The organism is Meiothermus sp. (assembly GCF_025060375.1).
Classification (GTDB): Bacteria; Deinococcota; Deinococci; order Deinococcales; family Thermaceae; genus Meiothermus.
The window spans coordinates 20,192-42,472 of the sequence record NZ_JANXCG010000021.1; the positions used below are offsets into that span (position 1 = coordinate 20,192).

At 65.1% G+C, this 22,281-nt stretch carries 23 protein-coding genes; 12 read left to right on the forward strand and 11 right to left on the reverse strand.

The window, feature by feature from the left end; translation table 11 throughout:
* Nucleotides 1-1,152 carry a deoxyguanosinetriphosphate triphosphohydrolase gene (locus NZ849_RS03050; protein WP_295403990.1) on the reverse strand — a complete coding sequence of 384 codons (1,152 nt, stop codon included), beginning with the start codon at nucleotides 1,150-1,152 and terminating at the stop codon, nucleotides 1-3.
* Nucleotides 1,153-1,226: 74 nt separating this feature from the next.
* Between NZ849_RS03050 and NZ849_RS03055 the strand changes: the two genes are divergently transcribed.
* From NZ849_RS03055 to NZ849_RS03110, 12 genes are all read left to right on the forward strand, one after another.
* A complete protein-coding gene (locus NZ849_RS03055) occupies nucleotides 1,227-1,538 on the forward strand; it encodes a hypothetical protein (RefSeq protein WP_295403993.1) in 312 nt (103 codons plus the stop codon).
* A gap of 28 nt (nucleotides 1,539-1,566) precedes the next feature.
* Entirely contained in the window at nucleotides 1,567-2,559 is a 993-nt protein-coding gene (ruvB, locus tag NZ849_RS03060) for a Holliday junction branch migration DNA helicase RuvB (protein ID WP_295403996.1), read from the forward strand.
* Nucleotides 2,560-2,609: 50 nt separating this feature from the next.
* On the forward strand, nucleotides 2,610-3,656 hold the full coding sequence (locus NZ849_RS03065; protein ID WP_295403999.1) for a response regulator: 1,047 nt from the start codon (nucleotides 2,610-2,612) through the stop codon (nucleotides 3,654-3,656).
* 46 nt (nucleotides 3,657-3,702) lie between these two features.
* On the forward strand, nucleotides 3,703-6,267 hold the full coding sequence (gene clpB, locus NZ849_RS03070) for an ATP-dependent chaperone ClpB (RefSeq protein ID WP_295404002.1): 2,565 nt from the start codon (nucleotides 3,703-3,705) through the stop codon (nucleotides 6,265-6,267).
* A 12-nt stretch (nucleotides 6,268-6,279) separates the two neighbouring features.
* Complete coding sequence (gene trxA / locus NZ849_RS03075) at nucleotides 6,280-6,699, forward strand: thioredoxin (RefSeq protein ID WP_295404005.1); 420 nt, start codon at nucleotides 6,280-6,282, stop codon at nucleotides 6,697-6,699.
* A 134-nt stretch (nucleotides 6,700-6,833) separates the two neighbouring features.
* A complete protein-coding gene (locus NZ849_RS03080; protein WP_295404008.1) occupies nucleotides 6,834-7,250 on the forward strand; it encodes an Hsp20/alpha crystallin family protein in 417 nt (138 codons plus the stop codon).
* A gap of 62 nt (nucleotides 7,251-7,312) precedes the next feature.
* The gene (locus tag NZ849_RS03085; RefSeq protein ID WP_295404011.1) at nucleotides 7,313-7,936 is read left to right on the forward strand and encodes a rhomboid family intramembrane serine protease; all 624 of its coding nucleotides are present in this window, start codon (nucleotides 7,313-7,315) and stop codon (nucleotides 7,934-7,936) included.
* 19 nt (nucleotides 7,937-7,955) lie between these two features.
* Nucleotides 7,956-8,639: a cell division ATP-binding protein FtsE gene (gene ftsE / locus NZ849_RS03090; protein ID WP_295404014.1), complete on the forward strand. Its 684-nt coding sequence runs from the start codon at nucleotides 7,956-7,958 to the stop codon at nucleotides 8,637-8,639.
* Between the two features lie 155 nt (nucleotides 8,640-8,794).
* The gene (gene raiA / locus NZ849_RS03095; RefSeq protein WP_295404017.1) at nucleotides 8,795-9,343 is read left to right on the forward strand and encodes a ribosome-associated translation inhibitor RaiA; all 549 of its coding nucleotides are present in this window, start codon (nucleotides 8,795-8,797) and stop codon (nucleotides 9,341-9,343) included.
* A gap of 50 nt (nucleotides 9,344-9,393) precedes the next feature.
* Nucleotides 9,394-10,536 (forward strand): bifunctional glutamate N-acetyltransferase/amino-acid acetyltransferase ArgJ, encoded by a 1,143-nt coding sequence (argJ, locus tag NZ849_RS03100; protein ID WP_295404020.1) that lies wholly within the window; start codon nucleotides 9,394-9,396, stop codon nucleotides 10,534-10,536.
* A gap of 80 nt (nucleotides 10,537-10,616) precedes the next feature.
* On the forward strand, nucleotides 10,617-11,078 hold the full coding sequence (locus NZ849_RS03105) for a hypothetical protein (protein ID WP_295404026.1): 462 nt from the start codon (nucleotides 10,617-10,619) through the stop codon (nucleotides 11,076-11,078).
* A 20-nt stretch (nucleotides 11,079-11,098) separates the two neighbouring features.
* Complete coding sequence (locus NZ849_RS03110) at nucleotides 11,099-11,749, forward strand: hypothetical protein (RefSeq protein WP_295404029.1); 651 nt, start codon at nucleotides 11,099-11,101, stop codon at nucleotides 11,747-11,749.
* Nucleotides 11,750-11,762: 13 nt separating this feature from the next.
* Here NZ849_RS03110 and NZ849_RS03115 read toward each other — a convergent pair whose 3' ends face one another.
* From NZ849_RS03115 to NZ849_RS03160, 10 genes are all read right to left on the reverse strand, one after another.
* On the reverse strand, nucleotides 11,763-12,830 hold the full coding sequence (locus tag NZ849_RS03115; protein WP_295404032.1) for a metal ABC transporter permease: 1,068 nt from the start codon (nucleotides 12,828-12,830) through the stop codon (nucleotides 11,763-11,765).
* A 1-nt stretch (nucleotide 12,831) separates the two neighbouring features.
* Nucleotides 12,832-13,944, reverse strand: a complete 1,113-nt coding sequence (locus tag NZ849_RS03120; protein ID WP_295404035.1) for an iron chelate uptake ABC transporter family permease subunit — start codon at nucleotides 13,942-13,944, stop codon at nucleotides 12,832-12,834.
* Nucleotides 13,932-14,696, reverse strand: a complete 765-nt coding sequence (locus tag NZ849_RS03125) for a metal ABC transporter ATP-binding protein (RefSeq protein WP_295404038.1) — start codon at nucleotides 14,694-14,696, stop codon at nucleotides 13,932-13,934. Before NZ849_RS03125 ends, NZ849_RS03120 begins: the two co-directional genes overlap by 13 nt.
* Nucleotides 14,693-15,655, reverse strand: coding sequence for a zinc ABC transporter substrate-binding protein (locus NZ849_RS03130; RefSeq protein WP_295404041.1), 963 nt, complete (start codon nucleotides 15,653-15,655; stop codon nucleotides 14,693-14,695). Before NZ849_RS03130 ends, NZ849_RS03125 begins: the two co-directional genes overlap by 4 nt.
* Nucleotides 15,648-16,361 carry a metal-dependent transcriptional regulator gene (locus NZ849_RS03135; RefSeq protein WP_295404044.1) on the reverse strand — a complete coding sequence of 238 codons (714 nt, stop codon included), beginning with the start codon at nucleotides 16,359-16,361 and terminating at the stop codon, nucleotides 15,648-15,650. The genes NZ849_RS03130 and NZ849_RS03135 overlap by 8 nt, the downstream gene beginning before the upstream one ends.
* Before the next feature lie 76 nt (nucleotides 16,362-16,437).
* A complete protein-coding gene (locus NZ849_RS03140; RefSeq protein WP_295404047.1) occupies nucleotides 16,438-17,685 on the reverse strand; it encodes a glycerate kinase in 1,248 nt (415 codons plus the stop codon).
* Nucleotides 17,686-17,742: 57 nt separating this feature from the next.
* Nucleotides 17,743-18,438, reverse strand: coding sequence for a hypothetical protein (locus tag NZ849_RS03145; RefSeq protein ID WP_295404050.1), 696 nt, complete (start codon nucleotides 18,436-18,438; stop codon nucleotides 17,743-17,745).
* Between the two features lie 64 nt (nucleotides 18,439-18,502).
* Nucleotides 18,503-19,765 (reverse strand): glycolate oxidase subunit GlcF, encoded by a 1,263-nt coding sequence (gene glcF, locus NZ849_RS03150; RefSeq protein WP_295404053.1) that lies wholly within the window; start codon nucleotides 19,763-19,765, stop codon nucleotides 18,503-18,505.
* Nucleotides 19,749-20,828: an FAD-binding protein gene (locus tag NZ849_RS03155; protein ID WP_295404058.1), complete on the reverse strand. Its 1,080-nt coding sequence runs from the start codon at nucleotides 20,826-20,828 to the stop codon at nucleotides 19,749-19,751. Before NZ849_RS03155 ends, glcF begins: the two co-directional genes overlap by 17 nt.
* Complete coding sequence (locus tag NZ849_RS03160; protein WP_295404061.1) at nucleotides 20,821-22,254, reverse strand: FAD-linked oxidase C-terminal domain-containing protein; 1,434 nt, start codon at nucleotides 22,252-22,254, stop codon at nucleotides 20,821-20,823. The genes NZ849_RS03155 and NZ849_RS03160 overlap by 8 nt, the downstream gene beginning before the upstream one ends.
* Nucleotides 22,255-22,281: the final 27 nt, after the last annotated feature.

Genomic DNA, 22,281 nt, shown 5'->3' on the forward strand with positions numbered 1-22,281 from the left:
TTAGCGGTAGAACTCCGGTTCGAACAGGCGGGCGTATTCGTCCAGGGCAAATCGGTCGGTCATGCCCGCAATGTAATCGCAGGCTGCCCGATGGATTCCCTCGCTTTCAGCAGCTCGCTGCACCTGGGGGGGCAGAACCTTGGGGTCGTGGGTATAGGCCTCAAAGAGCTTCTCCAGCACGAAGCGCGACTTGCCCACCTGCCGCACCACGTAGTAGTGGCGGTAGAAGTGGGTGTAGAGAAACTCCCTTAGCTCCTCAAGCTGCCGGGCGAGCTGGCTGGAATAGCCGGCCAGCGGTCCGCTGTGCTGCCGCACGGCTTGCAAGCTTTCAATCCGGTTCTCCACCAAAAGCTTGTGGGTGGCCTGGATGGTATCGGTGATGAGGAGGCCTAGAAGCTCACGGACCAGGGTCCGTCGGCTAAGCTCGTCAAAGCGCTCGGGCCTTAGCTCGAGCTCACGCATCAGGTCCTTCAGAAGCTCCACCTCCGAAAGCTGCCCCGGTTGCAGCAGCCCTGAGCGGAGGCCGTCGTCAAGGTCGTGGGCGTTGTAGGCAATTTCGTCGGCCAGGTTCACAATCTGGGCTTCCAGGCTCGGCCTCAGGTGCGGTTCGTATCCCTGGGCGTCGGGCAGGTCGTAGCGGGTTTCGTGTTTGATGATGCCTTCGCGGCTTTCCCAGCACAGGTTTAGGCCGCGGAAGCCGGGGTAGCGTTCCTCCAGGTGGGTTACGATGCGCAGGGACTGCTTGTTGTGGTCAAACCCCCCATGCCCCTGCATCAGCTCGTTGAGCACCGCCTCGCCGGCGTGCCCAAAGGGGGGGTGGCCCAGGTCGTGGGCGAAGGCGATGGTCTCGGTAAGCTCCAGGTTAAGCCCCAGTGCGCGCGCGATGGAGCGGGCCACCTGGGCCACTTCCAGGGTGTGGGTCAGACGGGTGCGGTAGTAGTCGCCCTCAAAGTTCACGAAGACCTGGGTTTTGTACTGGAGGCGGCGGAAGGCGGTGGTGTGGTTGACCCGGTCCCGGTCTTTTTGGAAGGGGGTTCTGTACGCCGACTCGGGTTCGGGGTAGGCCCGACCGCGGGTCTGGCTCGAGCGCACCGCATAGGGGGAGAGCGTCCGGTCCTCCAGGGCTTCTAGCTGCAGTCGGTCGAAGAGCATGGGTCCAGTCTATGCCGGGCCCCCGTGGGGTTCCATGGCCCGGGTCCCTCATGCATTTCGGGGAGGCTCGAGGTATGACCCACTGGATGAGGCGCTTTTACCTGCTCCTGTTGCCGATATTTTCGGCCTGTGCCCCCGGCCTAACCGAGCCCCGGCGCTTCGATCTGCTGGTACAAAACCAGTGCACCGGGCCCAACCAGGCGGTGTTTTTCTACATCAACGGGGAGTTTGCGGGGATCGTTCGGGGGAGCAAGCTCTTCCCCAGCCTTCGCGAGGGGCGCTATGAGCTGCGGGCGGAGGGAACCCAGCCGGGTCAGCCCGGTCACCTGCGCTTTGCCCGTACCCTCCACCTGAACCGCGACTCGGTCTGGACCCTCTGTCCTTGAGCCTAGGCGGGCCGGGAAAGCCGGGCCTATGATGAGGGCTGTGGAAGCGGACTTCACCCTAAGACCCAAAAGCCTGGACGAGTACGTGGGGCAGACCCGGCTCAAGGAGAAGCTGCGGGTCTACCTGGAGGCGGCCAAAAACCGGGGTGAGGCCCTAGACCACCTGCTGCTTTTCGGTCCGCCCGGGTTGGGCAAGACCACCTTGGCCCACGTGGTGGCCTATGAGCTGGGGGTAAACATTCGGGTAACCAGCGGCCCGGCCATAGAGAAGCCGGGGGACCTGGCGGCTATCCTCACCAACAGCCTGGAGGACGGTGATATTCTCTTCATAGACGAAATTCACCGCCTTTCCAAGGCCGCGGAGGAACACCTCTACCCAGCCCTGGAGGACTTCAAGATAGACATCGTAATCGGCACAGGGCCGGCCGCTCGCACCCTGCGGCTGGACCTGCCCCGCTTCACCTTGATTGGGGCCACCACCCGGCCTGGCCTCATTTCCGGGCCCCTGCGCAGCCGTTTTGGCATCATCGAGCACCTGGAGTACTACACCGAGGACGAGCTGGCCCAGGGCATCGCCCGGGATGCGGCCCTGCTGGGCCTGCAGATTGAGCCCGAGGCGGCTTTGGAAATAGGCCGGCGCAGCCGGGGCACCATGCGCATCGCCAAGCGGCTTTTCCGGCGGGTGCGCGACTTTGCTGAGGTAGCGGGAGAGCGGGTGGTGGGGGTGGAGCGGACCCGAGAGGCGCTGGACGCGCTGGGGTTGGATGCGCTGGGTTTGGAGGTCCGGGACCGGCTGATTCTCCAAACCCTAATCGAGCGCTTCTCAGGCGGGCCGGTGGGCCTGGAGACCCTGGCCACGGCCCTGTCCGAAGACCCCGAGACCCTGGAGGGGGTCCACGAGCCCTTCCTGATACAGCTTGGCCTCCTGAAGCGTACCCCGCGGGGGCGCCAGGCCACCGAGCGGGCCTACCGCCACCTTGGCTACCCCCTCCCGGAGAGGAGCCGCCTGCTGGAGGGCTAAGGACCCGACCCTCGCTCCCGCGTGGGCGGCTACCATGGGGGGAGGGAGCGGTGCTGCGGGCTAGGCTGGGTGAAATAGAGCTGGGCGACCTGCTTAGGGCCCTCGAGGGGGCCCGCAGGAGCGCGGTGGTTCACCTGACCTGCCCCCGCCTCACGGGCCGTATCCACATGCGGGAGGGAAGAATCGCCTATGTGCAGACCCACCCTGGCCCCCACTTGGGCGAGTACCTGGTGCGCTTTGACTACCTGGCTCTGGAGCAGGTTCAAGAACTGGTGCGCCGGCAAGCCCGGGAGAACCCCGGCACCCCCCTGGGGGTGCTGGCCCTGCAGCTGGGAATGATTGGCGAGGATGAGCTGGCCGAGGCCTTGCACGCCCAGATACTGGAGGGCCTGGCCACCTTGCTGGCCCAGAGCGAGGGGGAAATTCTGGCCCTTCCTCTGCCCCCCGACGCCTCGCAGGTGCTGCTGCCCGGGGTGGCCGATACGGGCACCCTGCTGATGGAAGCCCTGCGCCGCCTGGACGAGTGGGCCAGGGGACGGGTAGAGCCGGACGCGGTGCTCAGGCTGGTGGGCGACCCTACCCGCCACCCCCTTTCCCCTGAGGCCTGGGCAGTGCTGGGGGCAGTGGACGGGCTTCGGCGGGCCCGCTCGGTGGCCCTGGCCTGCGACCTGCCCGAGGAGCAGGTCTACCACCTGCTCCACGAGCTGAAAAGCCGGGGTATCCTAACCGAAGCCGAGGTGCGCCCGCAGGACCCGCTGATTCTGGTCATGGCGGACTCTAGCCTGATACGCCGGTTGCTTCTGGTAGCCCTGGAGCGCCAGCGCTACCGGGTGGCGCTGGCCTCGGACCTGGAGGGGGCACGGCGGATTCTGGAGGGACACCAGGTGGGTGGGGTGCTGCTCGAGGGGGAGGACCTGGGGGCGAAGGTGCGTGGGTTGCGGGCCCTTCCGGCAGGTCGTTTCCTTCCCCTCTGGGTTATCGCCGAGCATCCTCCCCGGGGGTTTTGGGCTCGAGGGGCCCGGGTCGCCCACATCCCCAAGCCCTTTAGCGAGGACGACCTGCGGGCCGCCCTTTCGGTTGTCCGCCGGCCGGTATAGGGCCAATATTGACAATGAAAGACTCAACTTTCATAATAAGGGTGGTATGAATCTCGAGCGCTACACCGAGCAGGCCCGTCAGGCCATCGCGCAGAGCCAGGTGCTGGCGCGGGAGTTCGCCCACTCCCAGATTGACCTGCCCCACCTGGCCGCGGTGCTGTTGCGGGATGCGGCCGGGCTGGCGGCGCAGATTGTGACCAGGGCCGGGCAGAACCCCAGAAGCGTCTACCAGGCGGCCCAGAGCGAGCTGGGCCGGCTGCCCAAGGTCTCGGGCAGTGAGGGCGGCCAGTACCTGTCGGGCCGCTTGGCCTCGCTGTTTTCCCGCGCCGAGAAGCTTGCGGAGGAGCTCAAGGACCGCTACGTGGCCCTGGACACCCTGCTGCTGGCCCTGGCCGAGACGGGATATGGGGGACTGCAGGCCCAGGGGGTCCGCCGGGCTTTGCTCGAGGTGAGAGGAGGACGCAGCGTGAACTCGGAACATGCCGAAGGCACCTACAACGCCCTGGAGCAGTACGGCCTCGACCTGACCCGCCAGGCCGAGCAGGGCAAGCTGGACCCGGTTATCGGGCGCGACGAGGAAATCCGGCGGGTCATCCAGATTCTCCTGCGCCGCACCAAGAACAACCCGGTGCTGATTGGCGAGCCGGGGGTGGGCAAGACCGCGGTGGTGGAGGGGCTAGCCCAGCGCATCGTAAAGGGCGACGTGCCTGAGGGGCTCAAGGGCAAGCGCATCGTGAGCCTGCAGATGGGCTCGCTTCTGGCCGGGGCCAAGTACCGCGGCGAGTTCGAGGAAAGGCTCAAGGCGGTCATCCAGGAGACCGTAGGGAGCGCGGGGCAGATTATCCTTTTCATCGATGAGCTCCACACCGTGGTGGGGGCGGGCAAGGCCGAGGGTGCCGTAGACGCGGGCAACATGCTCAAACCCGCTTTGGCCCGGGGCGAGCTGCACCTGATTGGCGCAACCACCCTGGACGAGTACCGCGAGATAGAGAAGGACCCAGCCCTGGAGCGTCGCTTCCAGCCGGTTTTTGTGGACGAGCCCACGGTGGAGGAGACGGTAAGCATCCTCAGGGGCATCAAGGAGAAGTACGAGGTGCACCACGGGGTGCGCATCTCCGACCCGGCCCTGATTGCCGCGGCCCAGCTCTCCCACCGCTACATCGCCGACCGCAAGCTGCCCGACAAGGCCATCGACCTGGTGGATGAGGCGGCGGCCCGGCTCAGGATGGCCCTGGAGTCCTCCCCTGAGAGCATTGATGCCCTGAACCGTCGCAAGCTCCAGCTCGAGATCGAGCGCGAGGCCCTGAAGAAGGAGACCGACGCTGAGAGCAAGCTTAGGCTCGCTGATCTGGAAAAGGAAATTGCCGAACTCGAGGCCGAGATTAAGAAACAGCAGGCCGAGTGGGAGGCCGAGCGCGAGGTGATGCAGAGGCTCCGCGCGGCCCAGCAGCGCCTAGACGAGGTCCGTACCCAGATTGAGCAGGCTGAGCGGGCCTACGACCTGAACAAGGCGGCCCAGCTCCGCTACGGCGAGCTGCCCCGGCTCGAGCAGGAGGTCAACGAGCTCTCCGACCGTATGGCGAACGCCAAGTTCGTGCGGCCTATGGTCACCGAAGAGGACATCGCTGCGATTGTCTCCCGCTGGACGGGTATCCCCGTGGCCAAGCTGATGGAGGGTGAGCGGGAGAAGCTCCTGCGCCTCGAGGATGAACTCCACCGGCGGGTGGTGGGGCAGGACGAGGCCATCCGCGCGGTGGCTGACGCCATCCGCCGGGCCAGGGCGGGCCTCAAGGACCCCGGCCGGCCCATCGGCTCCTTCCTCTTCCTGGGGCCTACTGGCGTGGGCAAGACCGAGCTGGCCAAGACCCTGGCCGCCAGCCTCTTCGACACCGAGGAGAACATGGTGCGCATTGACATGTCGGAGTACCAGGAGAAGCACACCGTGGCCCGGCTGATCGGGGCCCCGCCCGGCTATGTGGGCTACGAGGAGGGCGGACAGCTGACCGAGGCGGTGCGCCGCCGGCCTTACTCGGTGGTGCTCTTTGACGAGATTGAGAAGGCCCACCCGGATGTCTTCAACGTCCTTCTACAGGTGCTGGATGACGGCCGCCTGACCGACGGGCAGGGCCGTACGGTGGACTTCCGCAACACCATCATTATCCTCACCTCTAACATTGGCTCCCCCCTCATCCTGGAGGGCATCCAGTCCGGACTGAGCTACGAGGGCATCCGGGAGCGGGTCTTCGGGGTCTTGCAGCAGCACTTCCGCCCGGAGTTCCTGAACCGCCTGGACGAGATCGTGGTCTTCCGTCCGCTCACCAAGGAGCAGATTGGGGCCATTGTGGAGATTCAGCTCGAGGCGGTGCGCAAACGCCTGGCTGAGCGCCGCATAACCCTCGAGCTGTCCCAGGAGGCCCTGGATTTCCTGGCCCAGCGGGGCTACGACCCGGTCTTTGGGGCCAGGCCCCTCAAGCGGGTCATCCAGCGGGAGCTGGAGACGCCCCTTGCGGGAAAGATTCTCGCTGGCGAGGTGAGCGACGGGGCACACGTCTACGCCGCTCCTGGGCCGCTGGGGCTTACCTTTGAGGTCCGCGCGCCGGCGGTAGCTTAGCGGAGTTGGGTTATGGGCGAGGATATAGTCGCTTGTGTTCAGTGTGGTGCCAAGAACCGTCTGGGAAAGCCACCTGCGGGCCAGGTGCCGGTGTGCGGGGCTTGCAAGAAGCCGCTGCCCTGGTTGGTAAACGCCAAAGAGGGCCTTACCCCGGAGCTCCAGGCTAGCGTTCCGGTCCTGGTGGACTTTTGGGCTGAGTGGTGCGGCCCGTGCCGTATGGTGGCCCCCATCCTGGAGGAGCTGGCCCGGGAGTACGCGGGGCGGCTTAAGGTGGTCAAGCTCAACGTAGACCACCACCCGCTGGCCCAGGCCGCTTACCATGTGCAGGGCATCCCCACCCTAATCCTTTTCCGGAACGGGCAACCGGTTGAGCGCGTGGTGGGAGCCCTGCCCAAAGCTGCCCTGGTGCAGAAGCTGGCTCCCCATCTGTAGTGGAGCTTCAAGGTGGTGCCCCCCGCTGTGGGGGGCTTTTTTGTGGGCGCTGGAGGGAATGGCGTGAAGTCTTTGTAACATACTTGACAAGATATTACTCAAGTTTTATACTTCTTCTTGTAAAGGAGGTTGATATGATTCGTTACAACCCTTTCCGGGAAATCGAGCAGCTCCAAAACGCTCTCCTGCGCAGCTTCTTCAGCCCGACGGCGGAGAGCACCAACACTCCCTTGGTAGATGCACTGGAAGACGCCCAGGGGGTTCACCTCCAGGTTTACCTGCCGGGTGTGGAGCCCAACCAGGTTGAGGTGACCACCGAGAACAACACCCTCACCATCCGGGCGGAGCGGCCTTTCAACAAGCCCGAAGGGGCCAACCAGTGGCGGCTCGAGGGGCCTTACGGCAAGTTTGAGCGCAGCTTCGTGATACCCAACACCTACGACCTCTCCAAAATTGAGGCCAGCTTCAAGCACGGCATCCTCTACCTCGACATCCCCAAAGCTGAAGCGGCCCAGCCCCGCCGGATTGAGGTCCGGGTCGACACCCCGTAACCTAGCCTGGGCCTAGCCCCCTGTGAAGCAGGGGGCTTTTCTCTTTGGGGTAACCTAGGGGCATGTTTCCCCTGCACGACATCAACCGGGCCCACCGCCGCCCCTATGTGCTCTACTTGTTGGTGATTCTGAACCTGTGGGGCTTTTTCTACACCTACTTCCTCACCGACCCCGCCTACGTTATCCAGGCCTACGGTTTTGTCCCTGCCCGCTTTTTGGCGGACCCCCTTGGGGAGTGGCCGACCCTCTTTACCAGCATGTTCCTCCACGGGGGTCTGCTGCACCTCTTGGGTAACCTGTGGTTTTTGTGGGTTTTCGGCGACAACGTGGAGGACCGGTTGGGGCATGGACGGTTTCTCCTGTTCTACCTGTTGGGAGGCGTGGCCGCGGCCTTTGCCCAGGGGCTCATAAGCGGACTAGCGGATGTTCCCATGATTGGCGCTTCGGGGGCCATCTCGGCTCTGCTTGGGGCCTATGTGGTGCTCTATCCCAGGGCCCTCATCCTCTCCCTAATCGGCTGGATTCCGGTTCCGGTGCCAGCGGTGATCTACCTCGGCTACTGGCTTTTGCTTCAGTTCCTGGGGGACTTTATGGGCCAGGAGGGCATCGCCTTCTGGGCCCATATCGGGGGGTTCGTTGTGGGGGCCTTGCTCATCCGAACCTTTGATCCACTGCGCCACCACTGATGTTGTAGGCTTTGGATGGATGATTCACTTCCACCGAGTGAGCCTGGAGTACCCTCGCACCAAGACCAAGGCCCTTTTTGATGTGAACCTGGAGATTAAGAAGGGGGAGTTCGTCTTTCTGGTGGGGCACTCTGGGGCGGGGAAGTCCAGCCTCCTGGGCTTGATTCTGAAGCGGCTCGAGCCTACCCAGGGGGCTGTCTACTTTGCGGGGGAGAACCTGAAGGCCCTGCGAGGCGACCGCGTGGCCCTTCACCGGCGCCGTATAGGGATGGTCTTTCAGGATCACCGCCTGCTCAAGGACCGCACTGTGGAGGAAAACCTTACCTTTGTCCTGCGGGTGCTGGGGGTAGCCAGGTCAGAGTGGGAGGCCCGGGTGACCCGGGTGCTGCGCCAGGTGGGGTTGGTCCACAGGAAGCGGGCCTACCCAGAGGAGCTCTCGGTAGGTGAGGCCCAGCGGGTGGCCATCGCCCGGGCTTTGGTGGGGGACCCGCCCGTGCTTTTGGCAGATGAGCCCACCGGAAACCTAGACCCTGCCAACGCCTTGGCTGTGTTGGAAATCTTCAAGGCGGTGCATGCCCGCGGGGCTACTGTGCTCGTAGCCACCCATGCCCGGGACCTGGTAGAGGCCTACCCCCAGCGGGTGGTGGTGCTCAAGGCTGGACAGCTCGTCCGGGATGAAAGGGAGGGGCGCTACAGCTTGTGAGAACCGCTGCTTGGGTGGACAAAACTCCCTCATCTGGGGGTGGTAGTATAGGGCTACCTGGCGAGCGGGCGCTCAAGGGGCCAAGCCTCGGATAGGGTGGCCTGGTGCTCCCTACGCCCAGAGCCCGGTAAGCTCCACAGGATTGGAGGGCGGACATGAACGTCTATAAGCTGGTTGGTCGCCAAATTGAGATCACCGAGGCCCTCAAAAACTACCTTGACAAGAAGATGGCCCGTCTGGACCGCCACTTTGACGACAATGCCGAGGCCAAGGTGGTGCTCTCCATGGCCCAGGGGCCTCGCATTGAGCGCAAGGCCAAGGCTGAAATCCAGGTTAACGTTCCGGGGGGCATCGTGCGGGTGGAGGAGGCCGACCCCGACATGTACGCGGCCATTGATCGGGCTGTGGACCGCATTGAGTACCAGCTCAAGCGCTACAAGGAGCGTCGCTTTCAGCGTGCCCGCCAACTTGCTTCGGAAGCGGCGGTTGCGGGTGGGCAGGCAGCCGAGGAAGAGGAGGAGGCCCCACGTATCGTGCGCACCAAGCGTTTTCACATGAAGCCCATGACCCCTGAGGACGCTGCCTTTGAGATGGAGGCCTTGGGCCACGATTTCTTTGTCTTTCGCAACGCCAAGACCGAGGAGATCAACGTCATCTATCGCCGTCGCGATGGGAATTATGGTCTGATTGAGCCTGGTGCTTGAGCCTGTGGTTCCCCTGGCCAATTCCCGGGCAATGGGGATATGCTTTTGCCATGCGGCTTCCGATTGGTTTTCGGGCGGGTGCTACTCGAGCAGGCATCAAGCCATCCGGCAGGCCTGACCTAGCCTTGCTGGTCTCGGGGATGCCGTGTGCTTGGGCTTTCGTAGGTACCCTAAACCGGGCCGCTGCGCCCTGTGTGCTGAGAGGACGGGAGCTGTTCGCTTTGGGGCAGCCCTTGCAAGCGGTCGTGGTTAACGCGGGCAACGCCAACTGCGCCACCGGTGAGGCGGGTTTTTGGGCCGACCGTCGGATGGCTGAGTTGGCTGCGGAGCAGTTGCAGCTGGCCCCTGAAGCGGTCCTAACCAGCTCTACAGGGGTTATAGGCCAGCCTTTGCCGGTGGAGAAGGTGGCGGCAGGGCTGCCCCGAATCTGCCTTGGGCCGGAGGCCGAGCCCTTTGCCGAGGCCATCATGACCACCGACCTGGTGCCTAAGGTAGCAGAGGCTACCCTGTCCAGTGGGGCCCGGGTGGTGGGGGTGTGCAAAGGCAGCGGGATGATTGCTCCCAATATGGCCACCATGCTGGCTTACCTCGTCTCGGACGCCGCAGTGCCCCAGGAGGAGCTGCGCCGGGGCTGGAGAGGTGTGGTGGACCGGACCTTTAATCAGGTGACGGTGGACGCTGACACCTCCACCAACGATATGGCGGTGCTCATGGCAAATGGAGCGGCGGGGCCGGTGGACCTGGAGGAGTTCTGGAGGGCTGTGGAGGGGGTGGCGGTGGAGCTGGCCCGCAAGCTGGCCCGCGACGGGGAGGGGGCTACCAAGTTGCTAACGGTCCGGGTAACGGGTGCCCTGAGCGATGGCGAGGCCCGAAAAGCGGCCTTGGCGGTGGCTGCCAGTCCGCTTTGGAAAAGCGCCCTCTACGGCAACGACCCCAACTGGGGTCGCATCATGATGGCCCTTGGCAAATCGGGGGTGGCGTTCCAGATGGACAGGGTGCGCATAACCCTTCAGGGCATTCCCCTCTACGATGGCCGGGTGCTGGACTTTGACCGGGCCCGGGCCAGCCAGGCCATGCGGGCTGAAGAGGTGTTGGTGGAGGCGGACTTGGGCCTTGGTGAGGGCCAGGGGATGGCTTGGGGTTGCGACCTGACCGAGGAGTATGTCCGCATCAACGCGCTTTACACCACCTGAGCGCCTCCAGAAGCGCTTTCTGGGAGAAGGGAGTCTCCCGTGCACTCGGGCATGCTAGACTGGCCTAGGAGGTAAAAGCTATGAATCGATTGGTTCCGTTGTTTGTCCTTTTGGTCTTGGCGTTGCCCTCGGTAGGCAAGGCCCAGTCGACCGGGTTTGGTATTTACTCGGGCTGGCCTACCTGGGTGGGCGTGCAGTATCAGGTGAGCGGCTTCCGGCTGGGGGGCGGTCTGGCCATTGCGGGCCTGGCTGCGGGAGCCGACTTCATTCCCTTTGAACAGGCCATTCCAGCTGCGCCAGGCTTTGACCTGAGCTGGTACGCGGGGGCTGGCGCCTCAGTGGGGTTCTGGACAGTCTCGGGAAGCAGTGGTGTTTATCTCTTCCCCCACGGTTTGGCGGGCATTGAGTACGCCTTCCCCATGCAGCCTTTTAGCCTCTATGCGGAGCTACAGGTGGGTTTTGGGGTGGGTCTAGGCAATCTCTCGGGCGTGATTGGCGGATTGGACTTCAGCGCTCGAGCCGGCCTAATCTTCCGGCCCTAGGGGCCTGCTAGGATGAAGGGGTGCGGTATGCGCCCCTTTTTCTTTTGCTCCTCCTCTCGGCCTGCACCAGGCCTACCGACACCCAGCCACCCCTAATCGGCATTACCCAACCCAAAAGCGGCGTGATTCCCCAGCGCTCCTTTCAGGTCCAAGGGTATGTGCTGGACGATTCCGGTGTGCAGAGCATCAGGGCTTCCGGTAAGGAGGTGCTACCCGAGGCCAGCCGGGGGCAGAAGCTGGTCCGCTTCAGCTTCCGCGTGCAGGCCCCGCAGTCTGGTCAGGTAGAGGTGAAAGTAGAGGCTACCGACGTCCACGGCCAGACCCGCACGGTACGGCTGCCGCTGGTGTTGGATGCCCGGCCGCCGCAAATTGTGGTGGAGCGGGTTGAGCGGCTGGTCACGGTGGTGCAGCCCGCCCAAAGACGCACCCTGCCCGACGGAACCGAGCAGGAGATCCCTGCCCGCACCACCTCCGTTCTTCAGGTGTCTGGCCGGGTGCTCGACGATACGGGGGTGGACCGGGTAACCCTGCAGTACAACAACCGCTACAACCCCCTTTCCCTACCTAAGGGCAAGGAGGTGAACTTCTACGTGGAGCTACCGGTAAGGCAGGTAACGATCATCGCCGTGGATGCGGCGGGGAACCGTGCGAGCCGGGTGGTGGCCCGGTAGGGGTTGGTTTGTCCTAGCGGATCCCTAAGTCTTTGTTTCTGGGGACAAGCCCCTCTGCCCTTGTCTCGAGCCATCCCTCCTCTAGGGCCTTCTGCTTTACCCGCTGGAGAAACCGGGCGTCCCAGCCAAACTCCTCCTGTATTTCCGACTCGGGCACGGGGGTTTTGTGGTGGGCCAGGTGGGCCACCAGCAGCCGGGCGGTGACCTCGAGCCGCTGTTGCCTGTGGCGGAGGCGGGTGGTGAGGTAACCCTGGGTAGGGGAGAAGAGAAAGGCTAGGGCGAAGCATCCTCCGGCCACTGCGGCCATCATGCCAGCAATAGAGGTGTCCAACCACACCGCTAGAAGGTAGCCCAGGAGGCTGGAGAGAATTCCTATTCCTACTGCCAGGCCGAGCAAGGCCGGCAGCCTGCGGGTGAGGAGGTAGGCAGTGGCCGGGGGAATGATTAGGAAGGCCACGATTAGGATGGCCCCTACCGACTGAAAGGCCCCTACGGTGGTCAGGGAGACCAGGGCCATGAGAGCGTAGTGCAGAAGCCCAGGGCTGAAACCCAGCGCGGCGGCCAGGCTGGGGTCAAAGGTGGAGAGCTTGAGCTCTTTGTAAAAGAGGAGCACGAACAGCAGGTTCAAAAGCGCCAATCCCCCCATTACCAGCCACGACTCCGGCAGCGTCAGCCCCCAAAGCTCGAGGGTGTTGAAAGGGGCATAGGCGATTTCGCCGTAAAGCACCGCGTCTAGGTCTAGGTGGATGTTGCGGAAAGAAAGGGAGACCCAAAGCACCCCTAAGCTGAAGAGGGCAGGGAAGACAATGCCGATGGCTGCGTCGTTTTTAACCCGGCCGGTACGGGTGAGCCACTCTACCAGGCTTACGGTGAGGAGGCCCGAGCCAGCCGCCCCCAGCAGGGCGGGTAGGGTGGCCTTGCCCCCCGAAAGCCAGTAAGCCAGCACGATGCCGGGCAGTACCGCATGGGATATGGCGTCGGAGACTAGGGCCATGCGGCGGAGCACTAAAAAGCTGCCCAGAAGCGCGGAAGCGGTGGAGACCAGAACAGCGGTGAGGAGGATGACCAGGTCAGGGCTCATCTTAGCTCCTTGGGCGCAGGGCTTCCTCAAGGGCCAGGGCTTTTCGCAGGCCCAGCTCGGTTAGCCGGAAGCCCTCCTTTCCGGGCTCCACCCACCCTTGGACCCTCAGGTGGTTCAGGTGACGCCAGGCTTTCGGGAGGGATTCCCCGCGGTGTAGAGCCAGCTCCTGCGGGGTGAGGCGTCCGTGGTTGGCGAGGAGGTGGGCGTCCAGGAGGAGGCGCTCTAGCGCTGTTCGGCGCCGATTTTGCCGGGTGCGTAGCCCTTGCCAGAACAGGCCCCGCAGGGGGGCAAAGAAGAGGGAAAAAAACACCACCGCAGTAATGGATAGAACAATCAGGGGACCGGTCGGTAGGTTCTCGCGGCTGGCCGAAAGGAGCGCCCCAGCAACCCCGGCCGAAGCGCCTAGCAACCCTGAGAGCCACACCATCCGGCCCAGCCGGTTGGTCCACTGCCGGGCGGCGGCGGCAGGGGCAACGAGCATCGCGGCCATCAGCACCACCCCCACCGTCTGCAGGCCTACCATCACCGCCAGCACGATGAGCGAGGTGAGCAGGATACCCAACTCTCTTGTTGGAAGGCCTAGGCTGGTCGCGTAGGCGGGGTCAAAGGTGATCAGCTTGAACTCCTTGTAGAAGAGCCCCACCAGGGCTAGGGTAACCCCTCCCAGAAGCGCAAAGCCTACCACGTCTGAGCCGAGCAGGCCTGCAGCCTGACCGAAGATGAATCGGTCGAGACCGGCGGGGTTGCCCTGGTTGCCGTGCTGGATGAAGGTGAGCAGGGTCACCCCGAGGCCAAAGAAGCCGGAAAGCGCTACCCCTAAAGCGGCGTCCTGGGGCAGGCGGGTGTGGCGGAGCACGGCCAGGACCCACAGGGCAGCAGCCCACCCCGCTAGCCCCCCACCCAGAAGCAGAACCGAGGGGGTCTTGGAGCCGGTGAGCAGAAAGGCCAGGCAGATGCCCGGCAGGGCAGCGTGGGCCAGCACATCGCCAAACAGGCTCTGCTGACGCAAAAGGGCAAAAGCGCCCAGCACCCCGCCGATTAGACCCAGCAGGGCCGAGCCCAGGACGACGTTGCGCAGGGTGTAGTCGAGAACGGCCTGACTCAGGAGTTCCATACCCGCTCTGGTTCAGCCTGTCCATCGAGGCCGGGGAGGGGCTGCTTGCCGTAGGTGCGCTCCAGGTTGCGGGGGGTGAAGGTGCTTTCCGTTGGGCCGCTGGCGATGACCTGCACGTTGAGGAGGGTCAGGTGGGCAAAGTACTCCCGCACCGTTTGCAAATCGTGGTGCACGATCACCGCGGTTTTCCCCCGGGCCCTTAGCCCTTCCAAGACCCTCAAAATGGCCTCCTCGCTGACCGCGTCTACCCCGGCGAAGGGCTCATCCATGAAGTAGAGGTCGGCGTCTTGGACCAGGGCCCGCGCCAGGAAAACCCGCTGTTGCTGGCCTCCAGAAAGCTCGGAGATTTGTCGGTAGGCCAGGTCGCTTAGGGCCACCTGTTCCAGGGCCTCCATGGCGGCCTCCCGCTCTTTCTTGCCCGGTCGCCGGAACCACCCCAGGCGGCCATACAGCCCCATCATGACCACATCCAGCACGTGGGTAGGGAAGTCCCAGTCCACGGAGGTGCGCTGGGGAACGTAGCCAATGCGCCTGCGAACCTGTTCCAGGGGCTGGCCGAAGAAGCGCACCCGTCCCGAGGCTTTGGGCACCATGCCCAAGGCGGCCTTGATTAGGGTGGACTTGCCCGCTCCGTTGGGACCCACAATGGCGCAAAGCTGGCCTTCCGGGATGGTCAGGTCCACGTCCCACAGCACCGGTCTATCGCGATAGATCACGGTCAAATCAAGAATTTCCAGGGGAGGAGGGGTCATGGCGCGTCTCCTAGAAGCCCGGCCACAATGGTGCGGACGTTGTGCTCCAGCATACCTATGTAGGTTCCCTCGGGGGTGCCGCGAGGCCCCGCTGCGTCGGAGAAGAGCTCTCCTCCCAGCTCCACCCTCCAGCCCTGGGCCCGTGCGGCGGCGATGACCGCCTCTATCGTCCTCCGGGGTACGCTGGACTCTACGAAAATGGCCCGGATGCGGCGTTGGACGATAAACCGGGCCAGCTCCTGGACATCGCGGGTACCTGCCTCGGCCACGGTGGAGACGCCCTGGAGGCCGCGTACCTCCAGCCCGTACCGGCGCCCGAAGTAGGCAAAGGCATCGTGGGCTGTGATGAGCACCCGCTGGCGGGGGGGAATCCGGGCAATCTGGCGTTGGATATAGGCATCTAGCCTCTCCAGCCGTTGCGTGTAGGCTCTGGCGTTGGCTTGGTAGTAGGAGGCGCCGGCGGGGTCTACCCGGCTTAGGGCGGCGGCTACCCGGTCTACGGTGAGTTTCCACAGGGAAACGTCGAACCAGACATGGGGGTCGTAACTGTAGCGGCCTTGGCCTCCCTCGAGCCGGATTAGGCGTTCCCGGGGGATGGCGTCGGTGAGGGCGACGGCCTTGGGTAGCCTTTCCAGGAGCTCTACCATCTTGCCTTCCAATTGGAGGCCGTTGTAGAAGACCAGGTCAGCCTGGGACAGGCGCCGCACATCGCCGGCAGAAGCCTTGTAGAGGTGCGGGTCCACCCCCGGGCCCATTAGGCCCTCCACCCGCACACGCTGACCCCCTACCTGCTCAACCAGGTCGGTGATGAAGTTGACCGTGGTCACCACGCGAACCGGGGTTTTTCCTGCGGGCTGTAGCCGCTCGAGCCCGCTGCTGGGGGCCGCCCAGGCCAGGCCGCACAGCGCCAGAGCGGCCCAGCTTCCTATTGGGAAACCTGGGAAAAAGCGCCTAAACATAGCTCTTCACCTCGAGATGGACCCAAAGCACCTGGGCCAGGCTTTGGGGAAGGAGGTAGCGTTCCTTGCCCACCCGTACCCGGCTTCCTTCCCGGCTGTGCTCCAGAAGCTCAACCTCCGCGCCGGGGCGGAGGCCCAGGTGGGCGAAGAGGTTGAGGGCATCCTGGTCCTGGGTGGCCACCCGGGCCACGGTGCCTCGGCTGCCATGGGCCAGGGTGCTCAGCCTTTGGCTGGGCAGGGTATCGGGCAGCTTTAGGTCAGCGCTGGGAATGGCATCGCCATGAGGGTCGTGAGAGGGATGGCCGAGCCACTCGGCAATACGGGCCTCCAGGGCCTCGGAGATGTGGTGCTCGAGCCGCTCTGCCTCGGCGTGCACCTCCTCCCAGCCGTAGCCCAAGGCCTGGTGCAGGTAGGTCTCAAGGAGCCGGTGGTGGCGCAGGACCTCCAGGGCTACTCGGTAGCCGGCCTCGGTGAGCCGCACGCCCCGGTAGGCCTCGTACACCACTAGACCCATCTCGGAGAGCTTTTTGAGCATTCCGGTTACCGAGGCGGGCTTGACCTGCATCTCCTGGGCCAGGGCCTGGGTGGAGACCGGCTGGGTCTCTTCAAGGCGGTAGGTGCCTGCACGGCTGCCACCCAGCAGCAGGACCTGCTTGAGGTAGTCCTCTTGGGCTTCGGAAAGGGGGGGGCGGTGAGGGCGGGGCATAGACCTCCCGGTAGATTTGGGTAAGCAAAATCTACTACCGCCTATTTTTTAGGTTTAGCTAAAAAATGTCAAGGGTTTACTCCACGAGCAGCGCCCGGAAGTCGTTGAGGTTGCTCTGGGTCTCCCCGGTGATCAGGAGATCGCCTAAGGCCCTGAAGAAGTGGTGGGTGTCGTTTTGCTCGAGGTGGGCCTTGAGGTCTAGGCCGAACCGATGCGCCCGCACCCAGGTGTCGGGAGATAGAAGGGCACCAGCCGCCTCGGTATTGCCGTCTATGCCGTCGGAGTCGGCTGCTAGGGCCCACACCCCCCTTTCGCCCAGGTAGTGGCACAGCCAGCCCAGAAACTCCTGGTTGCGCCCGCCCCGGCCCGTACCCCGCACCCTAACGCTGGCCTCCCCGCCTGAAAGCAGCACCACCGGTGGGCGGAAGGGCTCGCCGGAAGCCCGGATGCTCTCTACCAAAGCGGCGTGGAAGCGGGCTAGCTCGCGGGCCTCGCCCTGGAAGCGGTCGGAGAGGATGACGGTGGGGTAGCCTCGCTCCTGCCAGTAGGCCCGTGCTGCCTGCAGGAGGGTCAGGTTGCTGCCGATAAGCCGGTTTTCCACCCGCGTGAAGAGGGGGTCGCCGGGCTTGGGGGTCTCGGGCAGCTCCCCCCGGAGGCCCTGCTCCAGGTGCGCCCGCACTGCAGGGAACTCGAGCCCGTAGCGCTCCAGTACCGCCAGGGCCTCGGCGTAGGTGCTGGGGTCGGGCACGGTAGGCCCCGAGGCAATCACCGAAAGGTCGTCCCCCGGCACGTCGGAAAGGTAGAGGGCCCACACCCTGGCCCGGGTGGCCGCGGCCAGGCGGCCCCCTTTGACCTGGGAGAGGTGCTTGCGCAGGGCGTTGATTTCCTGTATGTCGGCCCCCGAGCGCAGAAGGGCCTGGGTGAGGGCCTGCTGAGTGGCCAGGTCCACCCCCCAGGGGGCGCATAGCAGGGCGCTGCCGCCGCCGGAGATCAGCACCAGGAGGAGCTGCTCCGGCCTGAGCCGGGCCACCGCCTGCAAGACCCTCCGGGCGGCCTCTAGGCTCCGCCCGTCGGGCACCGGGTGTGCTCCGGGCAGCACCTCCCCGCCAGGGGGGAGAGCGGGCAAGGCAGCGCCGGCCTTGGGTACGGCCAGGTAGGGCGTGCCCGGGAAGCGGGCTAGCGCCGCCTGGAGCATGGGCAGGGCCGCCTTGCCCACCGCCACGATGAGGGCTGGGGGCTCGTCGGGCAGGTGGGGGGTGGTGAGTCGGGCGGGATGGGCGGCTGTGAGGGCGTGGTGCAGGCTTCCAATCAGGGCCTCGCGCACAGCATCAAGATAGCAGGGCCCCCGGGTTTACTGCCCGGGGGCCGGGGGCATGCTGGCTTAGCGCAGCCAGAGGGGGGTGGTGAGGGACGTTCCGCTGATTCCGGCGGAATAGTACCACCGAAGGTCAGGGGGCAGGCTGGTGGAGGCGGTAGCCTGCTGTTGGATGCTGCTGCTGCTCGCGGCCTGTGTGCTGAGGATAAGGTAGTTCCAGCCCTGCTTGAAGTTGATGTTGAAGCTGGTTGAGGTAGCTGGGCTGGAGCCCGAGGCAGGACAGCTCGTGTTGCCGCTGATGGACACGTCGCGGTCCAGGTACAACAAGAGCCCCACCTTATCGCCTTGCTGCTGACCAAGGTTGGACGAGGGTGCCCGGCTGGCTGCGATGACCGTGCCAGAGGGGCTGTTGGAGCCGCCCAAATACGCAAGGATGGAAACAAATAGAGAGGTATTTGCGTTGGTGGGGTTAGCGTTCACGGTGCCGGTGCAGCCGGAAGGAACGCTTAGGTCGAGGGGAGCGAGCGTGTTTTGGGCAGGCGTGGGCAGGTTGTAGGTGGTGTTGCCGTTGGCGTCTACGTTGCTCTGGGCGAACGGCGTGCTGGAGCCAGCTAGGAAGAACTCAATCCGGCCGCTCTGGCCGCTGGGCCAGCCCTCAATCCTGAGGGTGCCCCCCGAGCTGGGTGTGCCTCCTCCGCCCGGCTGGCAAGCGATTAGGATGGTGGATAGTCCCAGGAGAAGCGCGAGGGGTCTGCTCTTCATAAAGATCCTCCTCATAGGACCGGCATACTTGCGCGGCCTCGGTGAGTATAGCACAGGCGCAGACCTATAGTTGTCCAGCATAGGCCTTGTCTAGAAGCTCTACGGTGTGGAGTACCGGCAGGTTCTGGCCCAGCTTTCTAAGGTGGTTCTGGATCTGGGTGTGGCAGCCGATATTGCCCGTGACCACCACCTGGGCTCCGGTGGCCAGAATGTTGCGGGCCTTGCGCTCTCCTAAGGTGGCAGCAATCTGGGGCTGCTCGAGGTTATACGTTCCCGCCGAGCCGCAGCAGAGCTCCCCTTCGGGAATCTCCACCAGCTCTACCCCCGGGATGCTCCGCAGGAGGGCCCGGGGCTCAGCCCGCACCCCCTGGGCATGGGCCAGGTGGCAGGCGTCGTGGTAGGCCACCCTGAGGGGCTCCTTGAGGGGTGGTACCTCCCTCAGGCCCAGCTCTACCAGAAACACGGCGATGTCCTTCACCCGCTGGGCCAGCGCCCGGGCCTCTTCCTCCTCGGCCTCTCCCCGGAAGAGCAGGGGGTACTCCTTGAGTCCCGAGCCGCAGCCCGCGGCGTTGGTGAGGATGGCGTCGTAGTCGCCGCTAAAGGCCCTCAGGTTCTGCCGCGCAAGCCGCAGGGCCCGCTCGCGCTCGCCGGTGTGCAAGGCCAGCGCCCCACAGCAGACCTGCCCCTTGGGGATGACCACCTCCACCCCGTTGCGGGCCAGCACCCGGAGGGCCGCCCGGTTGAAGCCCGGCTGCAGCACCTGCTGGGCGCAGCCAGCCAGGAAGGCCACCCGGGCCCGGCGCTCCCCTTCGGCGGCAACCCGCTCGGGCAGGGGTTCGGGGGGAGGGAGCTCTGCAGGCAGCAGCTCCAGGGGAGCCCGCAGGAAAGAGGGCAGGAGGGGCTTTAGGGGCCGGGCCAGCCGGCCCAGACGGGCGGCCGCGCGGAAGCGCGCGGGATAGGGAAGGGTTTCCTGCAGCCCCATCCGAAAGGCCTTCTGGAACAGGGGACGGCGGCGCTTCGGTTCGCTGTAGGCCCGGAAGCTGGTGATGAGCTCACCGTAGGGCACCCCGCTGGGGCAGGCGGTCACACAGCCCAAACAGCCCAGGCACTTGTCAATGTAGGGCTGGGCTTCTTCCAGGCTCAGGCTTCCCTCCAGCACCTCCTTCATCAGGAAAATGCGGCCCCTGGGCGAGTCCATCTCCTCCCCCAGCACCTGGTAGGTGGGGCAGGCCGGCAGGCAGAAGCCGCAGTGCACGCAGGCCTCTATGGCGTGGGCCATAACCTCGCCCTGGGGGCCTACTTTTTCCGGGTCAATTCGGTGCTGCATAACGCTCAAAGCGCCCCTCGGGGTCAAGGGCGGCGGTGACCTTCAGGCCGAAGGTCCCCTCCGAGTTTAGGCCAATCCTGGGGTTTGCCACAACCCCCCTTAGAATGAGTCCAGGTAAACCCTCGGCCCGCAGGGCCTCGTCCAGGGCTTCCACAGGCCCGCTCCAGGCCAGGTAGAGCAGGTGGCCTGCGCTCATGTAGCGCCGGGGTGCCGCTCCCAACCTTGCCTCCAGGGCGGGGATGTGCCGGGGGGTGAGGGCCACTTTGACCAGGTAGCCCTCGCCGAAATCGCGCAGGTCCCTTACCCCTTCCCAGTAGGCCTTCTCGGCTTCTTCCTGGAGCCTTTCTCCCCGCCGGCCCAAAAACCCCTCCAGGCGTTCCAGCCGGGCCGGCAGGGCCTCGGGTAGGCCTCCTAGGCGCAGGACCAGGCTGTTTGGGGGAACCAGGTCTAGGGCATAGAGTTCGATGGGTGAGGCCGCCAGGCGGTACAGGGCCTCTAGGGCTTCGCCCAGGTTGGGAAACGCCACCTTGAGGGTGGCGGTGGCCTTCGGGTAAGGGAAGACCTTGAAGGCCAGTTCGGTGAGGACGCCAAGCCTCCCCAGGCTGCCCACCATCAGCTTGGGGAGGTCAAAGCCTGCGGCGTTCTTCACCACCTTGCCACCCCCCCGCACGAGGTTGCCCAGGCCGTCCACAAACTCAACCCCCAGGATGAAGTCCCGCACCCCGCCGTAGCGGTTGCGCATGGGGCCCGAGAGCCCAGCCGCCACAGTGCCCCCCAAGGTGGCCCCCTGCCCCACAAAGGGAGGGTCAAAGGGCAGGTACTGCCCATGGGCTCTGAGCAGCGCTTCCAGCTCGGCGAGGGCGGTGCCGGCTCGAGCCACCACCACGTACTCCCCCGGGTTGTACTCGAGCACCCCCGAGAGGCCGGTGAGCTCGAGGGCCACCTGCCCTTCCTTAGGGGAGGAGAGGGCGGGTTTGCTCCCCCCGCCCCGCGGAAGGAGCCGCGGATGGCTTCGCACCGCCTCCTGCACCTCCTTTGGGTGGGTGGGCCGCAGGCTATTCACGCACGATCACCCCGGCCCTCTCCAGCGGGTGCGGGCCGGAAGGCGGCCTGGGCTCGCCGCCCGGGAACATCTTGCCCCGGTTGGAGAGCTCCAGGGGGTCTAGGGCCTGGCGGATGCGCCGCATGGCCTCCAGGTCGGTCGGGGAGAACATCTCCGGCATGTAGGCCCGCTTCTCCATGCCCACGCCGTGTTCGCCGGTGATGGAGCCCCCCAAGGCCACGCAGAGCCTGAGGATTTCCCCAGCCAGCTCTTCGGCTCGCTCGAGCTCACCGGGCACCCGGCCGTTGTAGAGGATAAGGGGGTGCAGATTTCCGTCGCCGGCGTGAAAAACATTGGCCACCCGCAGGCCGTAGCGTTCGGAGAGCCGCTCAATCTCCGCCAGGGCCTGGCCCAGCTTGGAGCGCGGCACCACCCCGTCCTGCACGATGTAGTCGGGGGAGAGCCGGCCTACCGCCGAGAAGGCGGCCTTGCGGCCCTTCCAGATTTTCATCCGCTCAGCCTCGCTTTGGGCCACCCGCACCTCGTAGGCCCCCGAGCTGCGAATCACCTGTTCGAGGTGATGCGCCTCGGCCTCAACCTCCGGGGCCTCACCCTCCAGCTCCACAATCAAAAGCGCCCGGGCTTCTCGAGGATACCCGGCCCCCACCGCTGCCTCGGCCGCCTCGATGGCCAGGGAGTCCATGATCTCCATGGCCCCGGGAAGGATCCCCGAGGCCACCACCGCCGCCACCGCCTCCCCAGCTTTTTCCAGCGTGTCGTAGGCTGCCAGTACGGTGTGGTAGGCTTCTGGTTTGGGTAGAAGGCGCAGGGTTACCTCAGTGGCGATGCCCAGAAGCCCCTCGCTGCCCACGAAAAGGCCGAGCCAATCCGGCCCCACCCCCTCCAGGCTCTCGCTTCCCAGGGAGGCCGTTTCGCCATCTGGGAGCACCACCTTGGCCCCGAGGACGTGGTTGGAGGTCATGCCGTATTTTAGGCAGTGGGCCCCGCCGGAATTGAAGGCTAGGTTTCCCCCGATGGTAGAGACCGGCTGCGAGGAGGGGTCGGGGGCGTAGTAGAGGCCGTATGGGGCTGCGGCTAGGGAGACCTGTAGGTTGATAAAACCGGGCTGCACCACTGCGGTGCGCTCCTTGGGGTCAAGCCGCAGGAGCCGGTTCATCCGGTTGAGCGCGATAACAATGCCTCCCTCGACCGGTAGCGAGCCTCCCGAGAGGCTGGTGCCGGAGCCCCGGGCCACGTAGGGAATCCGGTGCTTTTGGCACCAGCGCACCGCCGCCACCACCTCCTCGTGGCTCTCGGGCAGGACCACCGCCAGCGGGCGCGCTCGGAAAGCGGTGAGGGCGTCAGACTCGTAGGGAGCGAGCTCGCCTGGCCTGTGCAGCAGGCCCTTGGGGAAGAGGATTTCGAGCTCACGCAAAGCCGGCGTCATGCGGCCTCCTGCTGTGCTTTGAAGCTA

Excerpts from the sequence above, each read along its gene's own strand:
- NZ849_RS03050 (WP_295403990.1), bottom strand. The coding sequence starts at position 1,152 with ATGCTCTTCGACCGACTGCAGCTAGAAGCCCTGGAGGACCGGACGCTC.
- NZ849_RS03055 (WP_295403993.1), top strand. The coding sequence starts at position 1,227 with ATGACCCACTGGATGAGGCGCTTTTACCTGCTCCTGTTGCCGATATTT.
- ruvB (WP_295403996.1), top strand. The coding sequence starts at position 1,567 with ATGATGAGGGCTGTGGAAGCGGACTTCACCCTAAGACCCAAAAGCCTG.
- clpB (WP_295404002.1), top strand. The coding sequence starts at position 3,703 with ATGAATCTCGAGCGCTACACCGAGCAGGCCCGTCAGGCCATCGCGCAG.
- trxA (WP_295404005.1), top strand. The coding sequence starts at position 6,280 with ATGGGCGAGGATATAGTCGCTTGTGTTCAGTGTGGTGCCAAGAACCGT.
- NZ849_RS03080 (WP_295404008.1), top strand. The coding sequence starts at position 6,834 with ATGATTCGTTACAACCCTTTCCGGGAAATCGAGCAGCTCCAAAACGCT.
- NZ849_RS03085 (WP_295404011.1), top strand. The coding sequence starts at position 7,313 with ATGTTTCCCCTGCACGACATCAACCGGGCCCACCGCCGCCCCTATGTG.
- ftsE (WP_295404014.1), top strand. The coding sequence starts at position 7,956 with ATGATTCACTTCCACCGAGTGAGCCTGGAGTACCCTCGCACCAAGACC.
- raiA (WP_295404017.1), top strand. The coding sequence starts at position 8,795 with ATGAACGTCTATAAGCTGGTTGGTCGCCAAATTGAGATCACCGAGGCC.
- argJ (WP_295404020.1), top strand. The coding sequence starts at position 9,394 with ATGCGGCTTCCGATTGGTTTTCGGGCGGGTGCTACTCGAGCAGGCATC.
- NZ849_RS03105 (WP_295404026.1), top strand. The coding sequence starts at position 10,617 with ATGAATCGATTGGTTCCGTTGTTTGTCCTTTTGGTCTTGGCGTTGCCC.
- NZ849_RS03115 (WP_295404032.1), bottom strand. The coding sequence starts at position 12,830 with ATGAGCCCTGACCTGGTCATCCTCCTCACCGCTGTTCTGGTCTCCACC.
- NZ849_RS03120 (WP_295404035.1), bottom strand. The coding sequence starts at position 13,944 with ATGGAACTCCTGAGTCAGGCCGTTCTCGACTACACCCTGCGCAACGTC.
- NZ849_RS03125 (WP_295404038.1), bottom strand. The coding sequence starts at position 14,696 with ATGACCCCTCCTCCCCTGGAAATTCTTGATTTGACCGTGATCTATCGC.
- NZ849_RS03130 (WP_295404041.1), bottom strand. The coding sequence starts at position 15,655 with ATGTTTAGGCGCTTTTTCCCAGGTTTCCCAATAGGAAGCTGGGCCGCT.
- NZ849_RS03135 (WP_295404044.1), bottom strand. The coding sequence starts at position 16,361 with ATGCCCCGCCCTCACCGCCCCCCCCTTTCCGAAGCCCAAGAGGACTAC.
- NZ849_RS03145 (WP_295404050.1), bottom strand. The coding sequence starts at position 18,438 with ATGAAGAGCAGACCCCTCGCGCTTCTCCTGGGACTATCCACCATCCTA.
- glcF (WP_295404053.1), bottom strand. The coding sequence starts at position 19,765 with ATGCAGCACCGAATTGACCCGGAAAAAGTAGGCCCCCAGGGCGAGGTT.
- NZ849_RS03160 (WP_295404061.1), bottom strand. The coding sequence starts at position 22,254 with ATGACGCCGGCTTTGCGTGAGCTCGAAATCCTCTTCCCCAAGGGCCTG.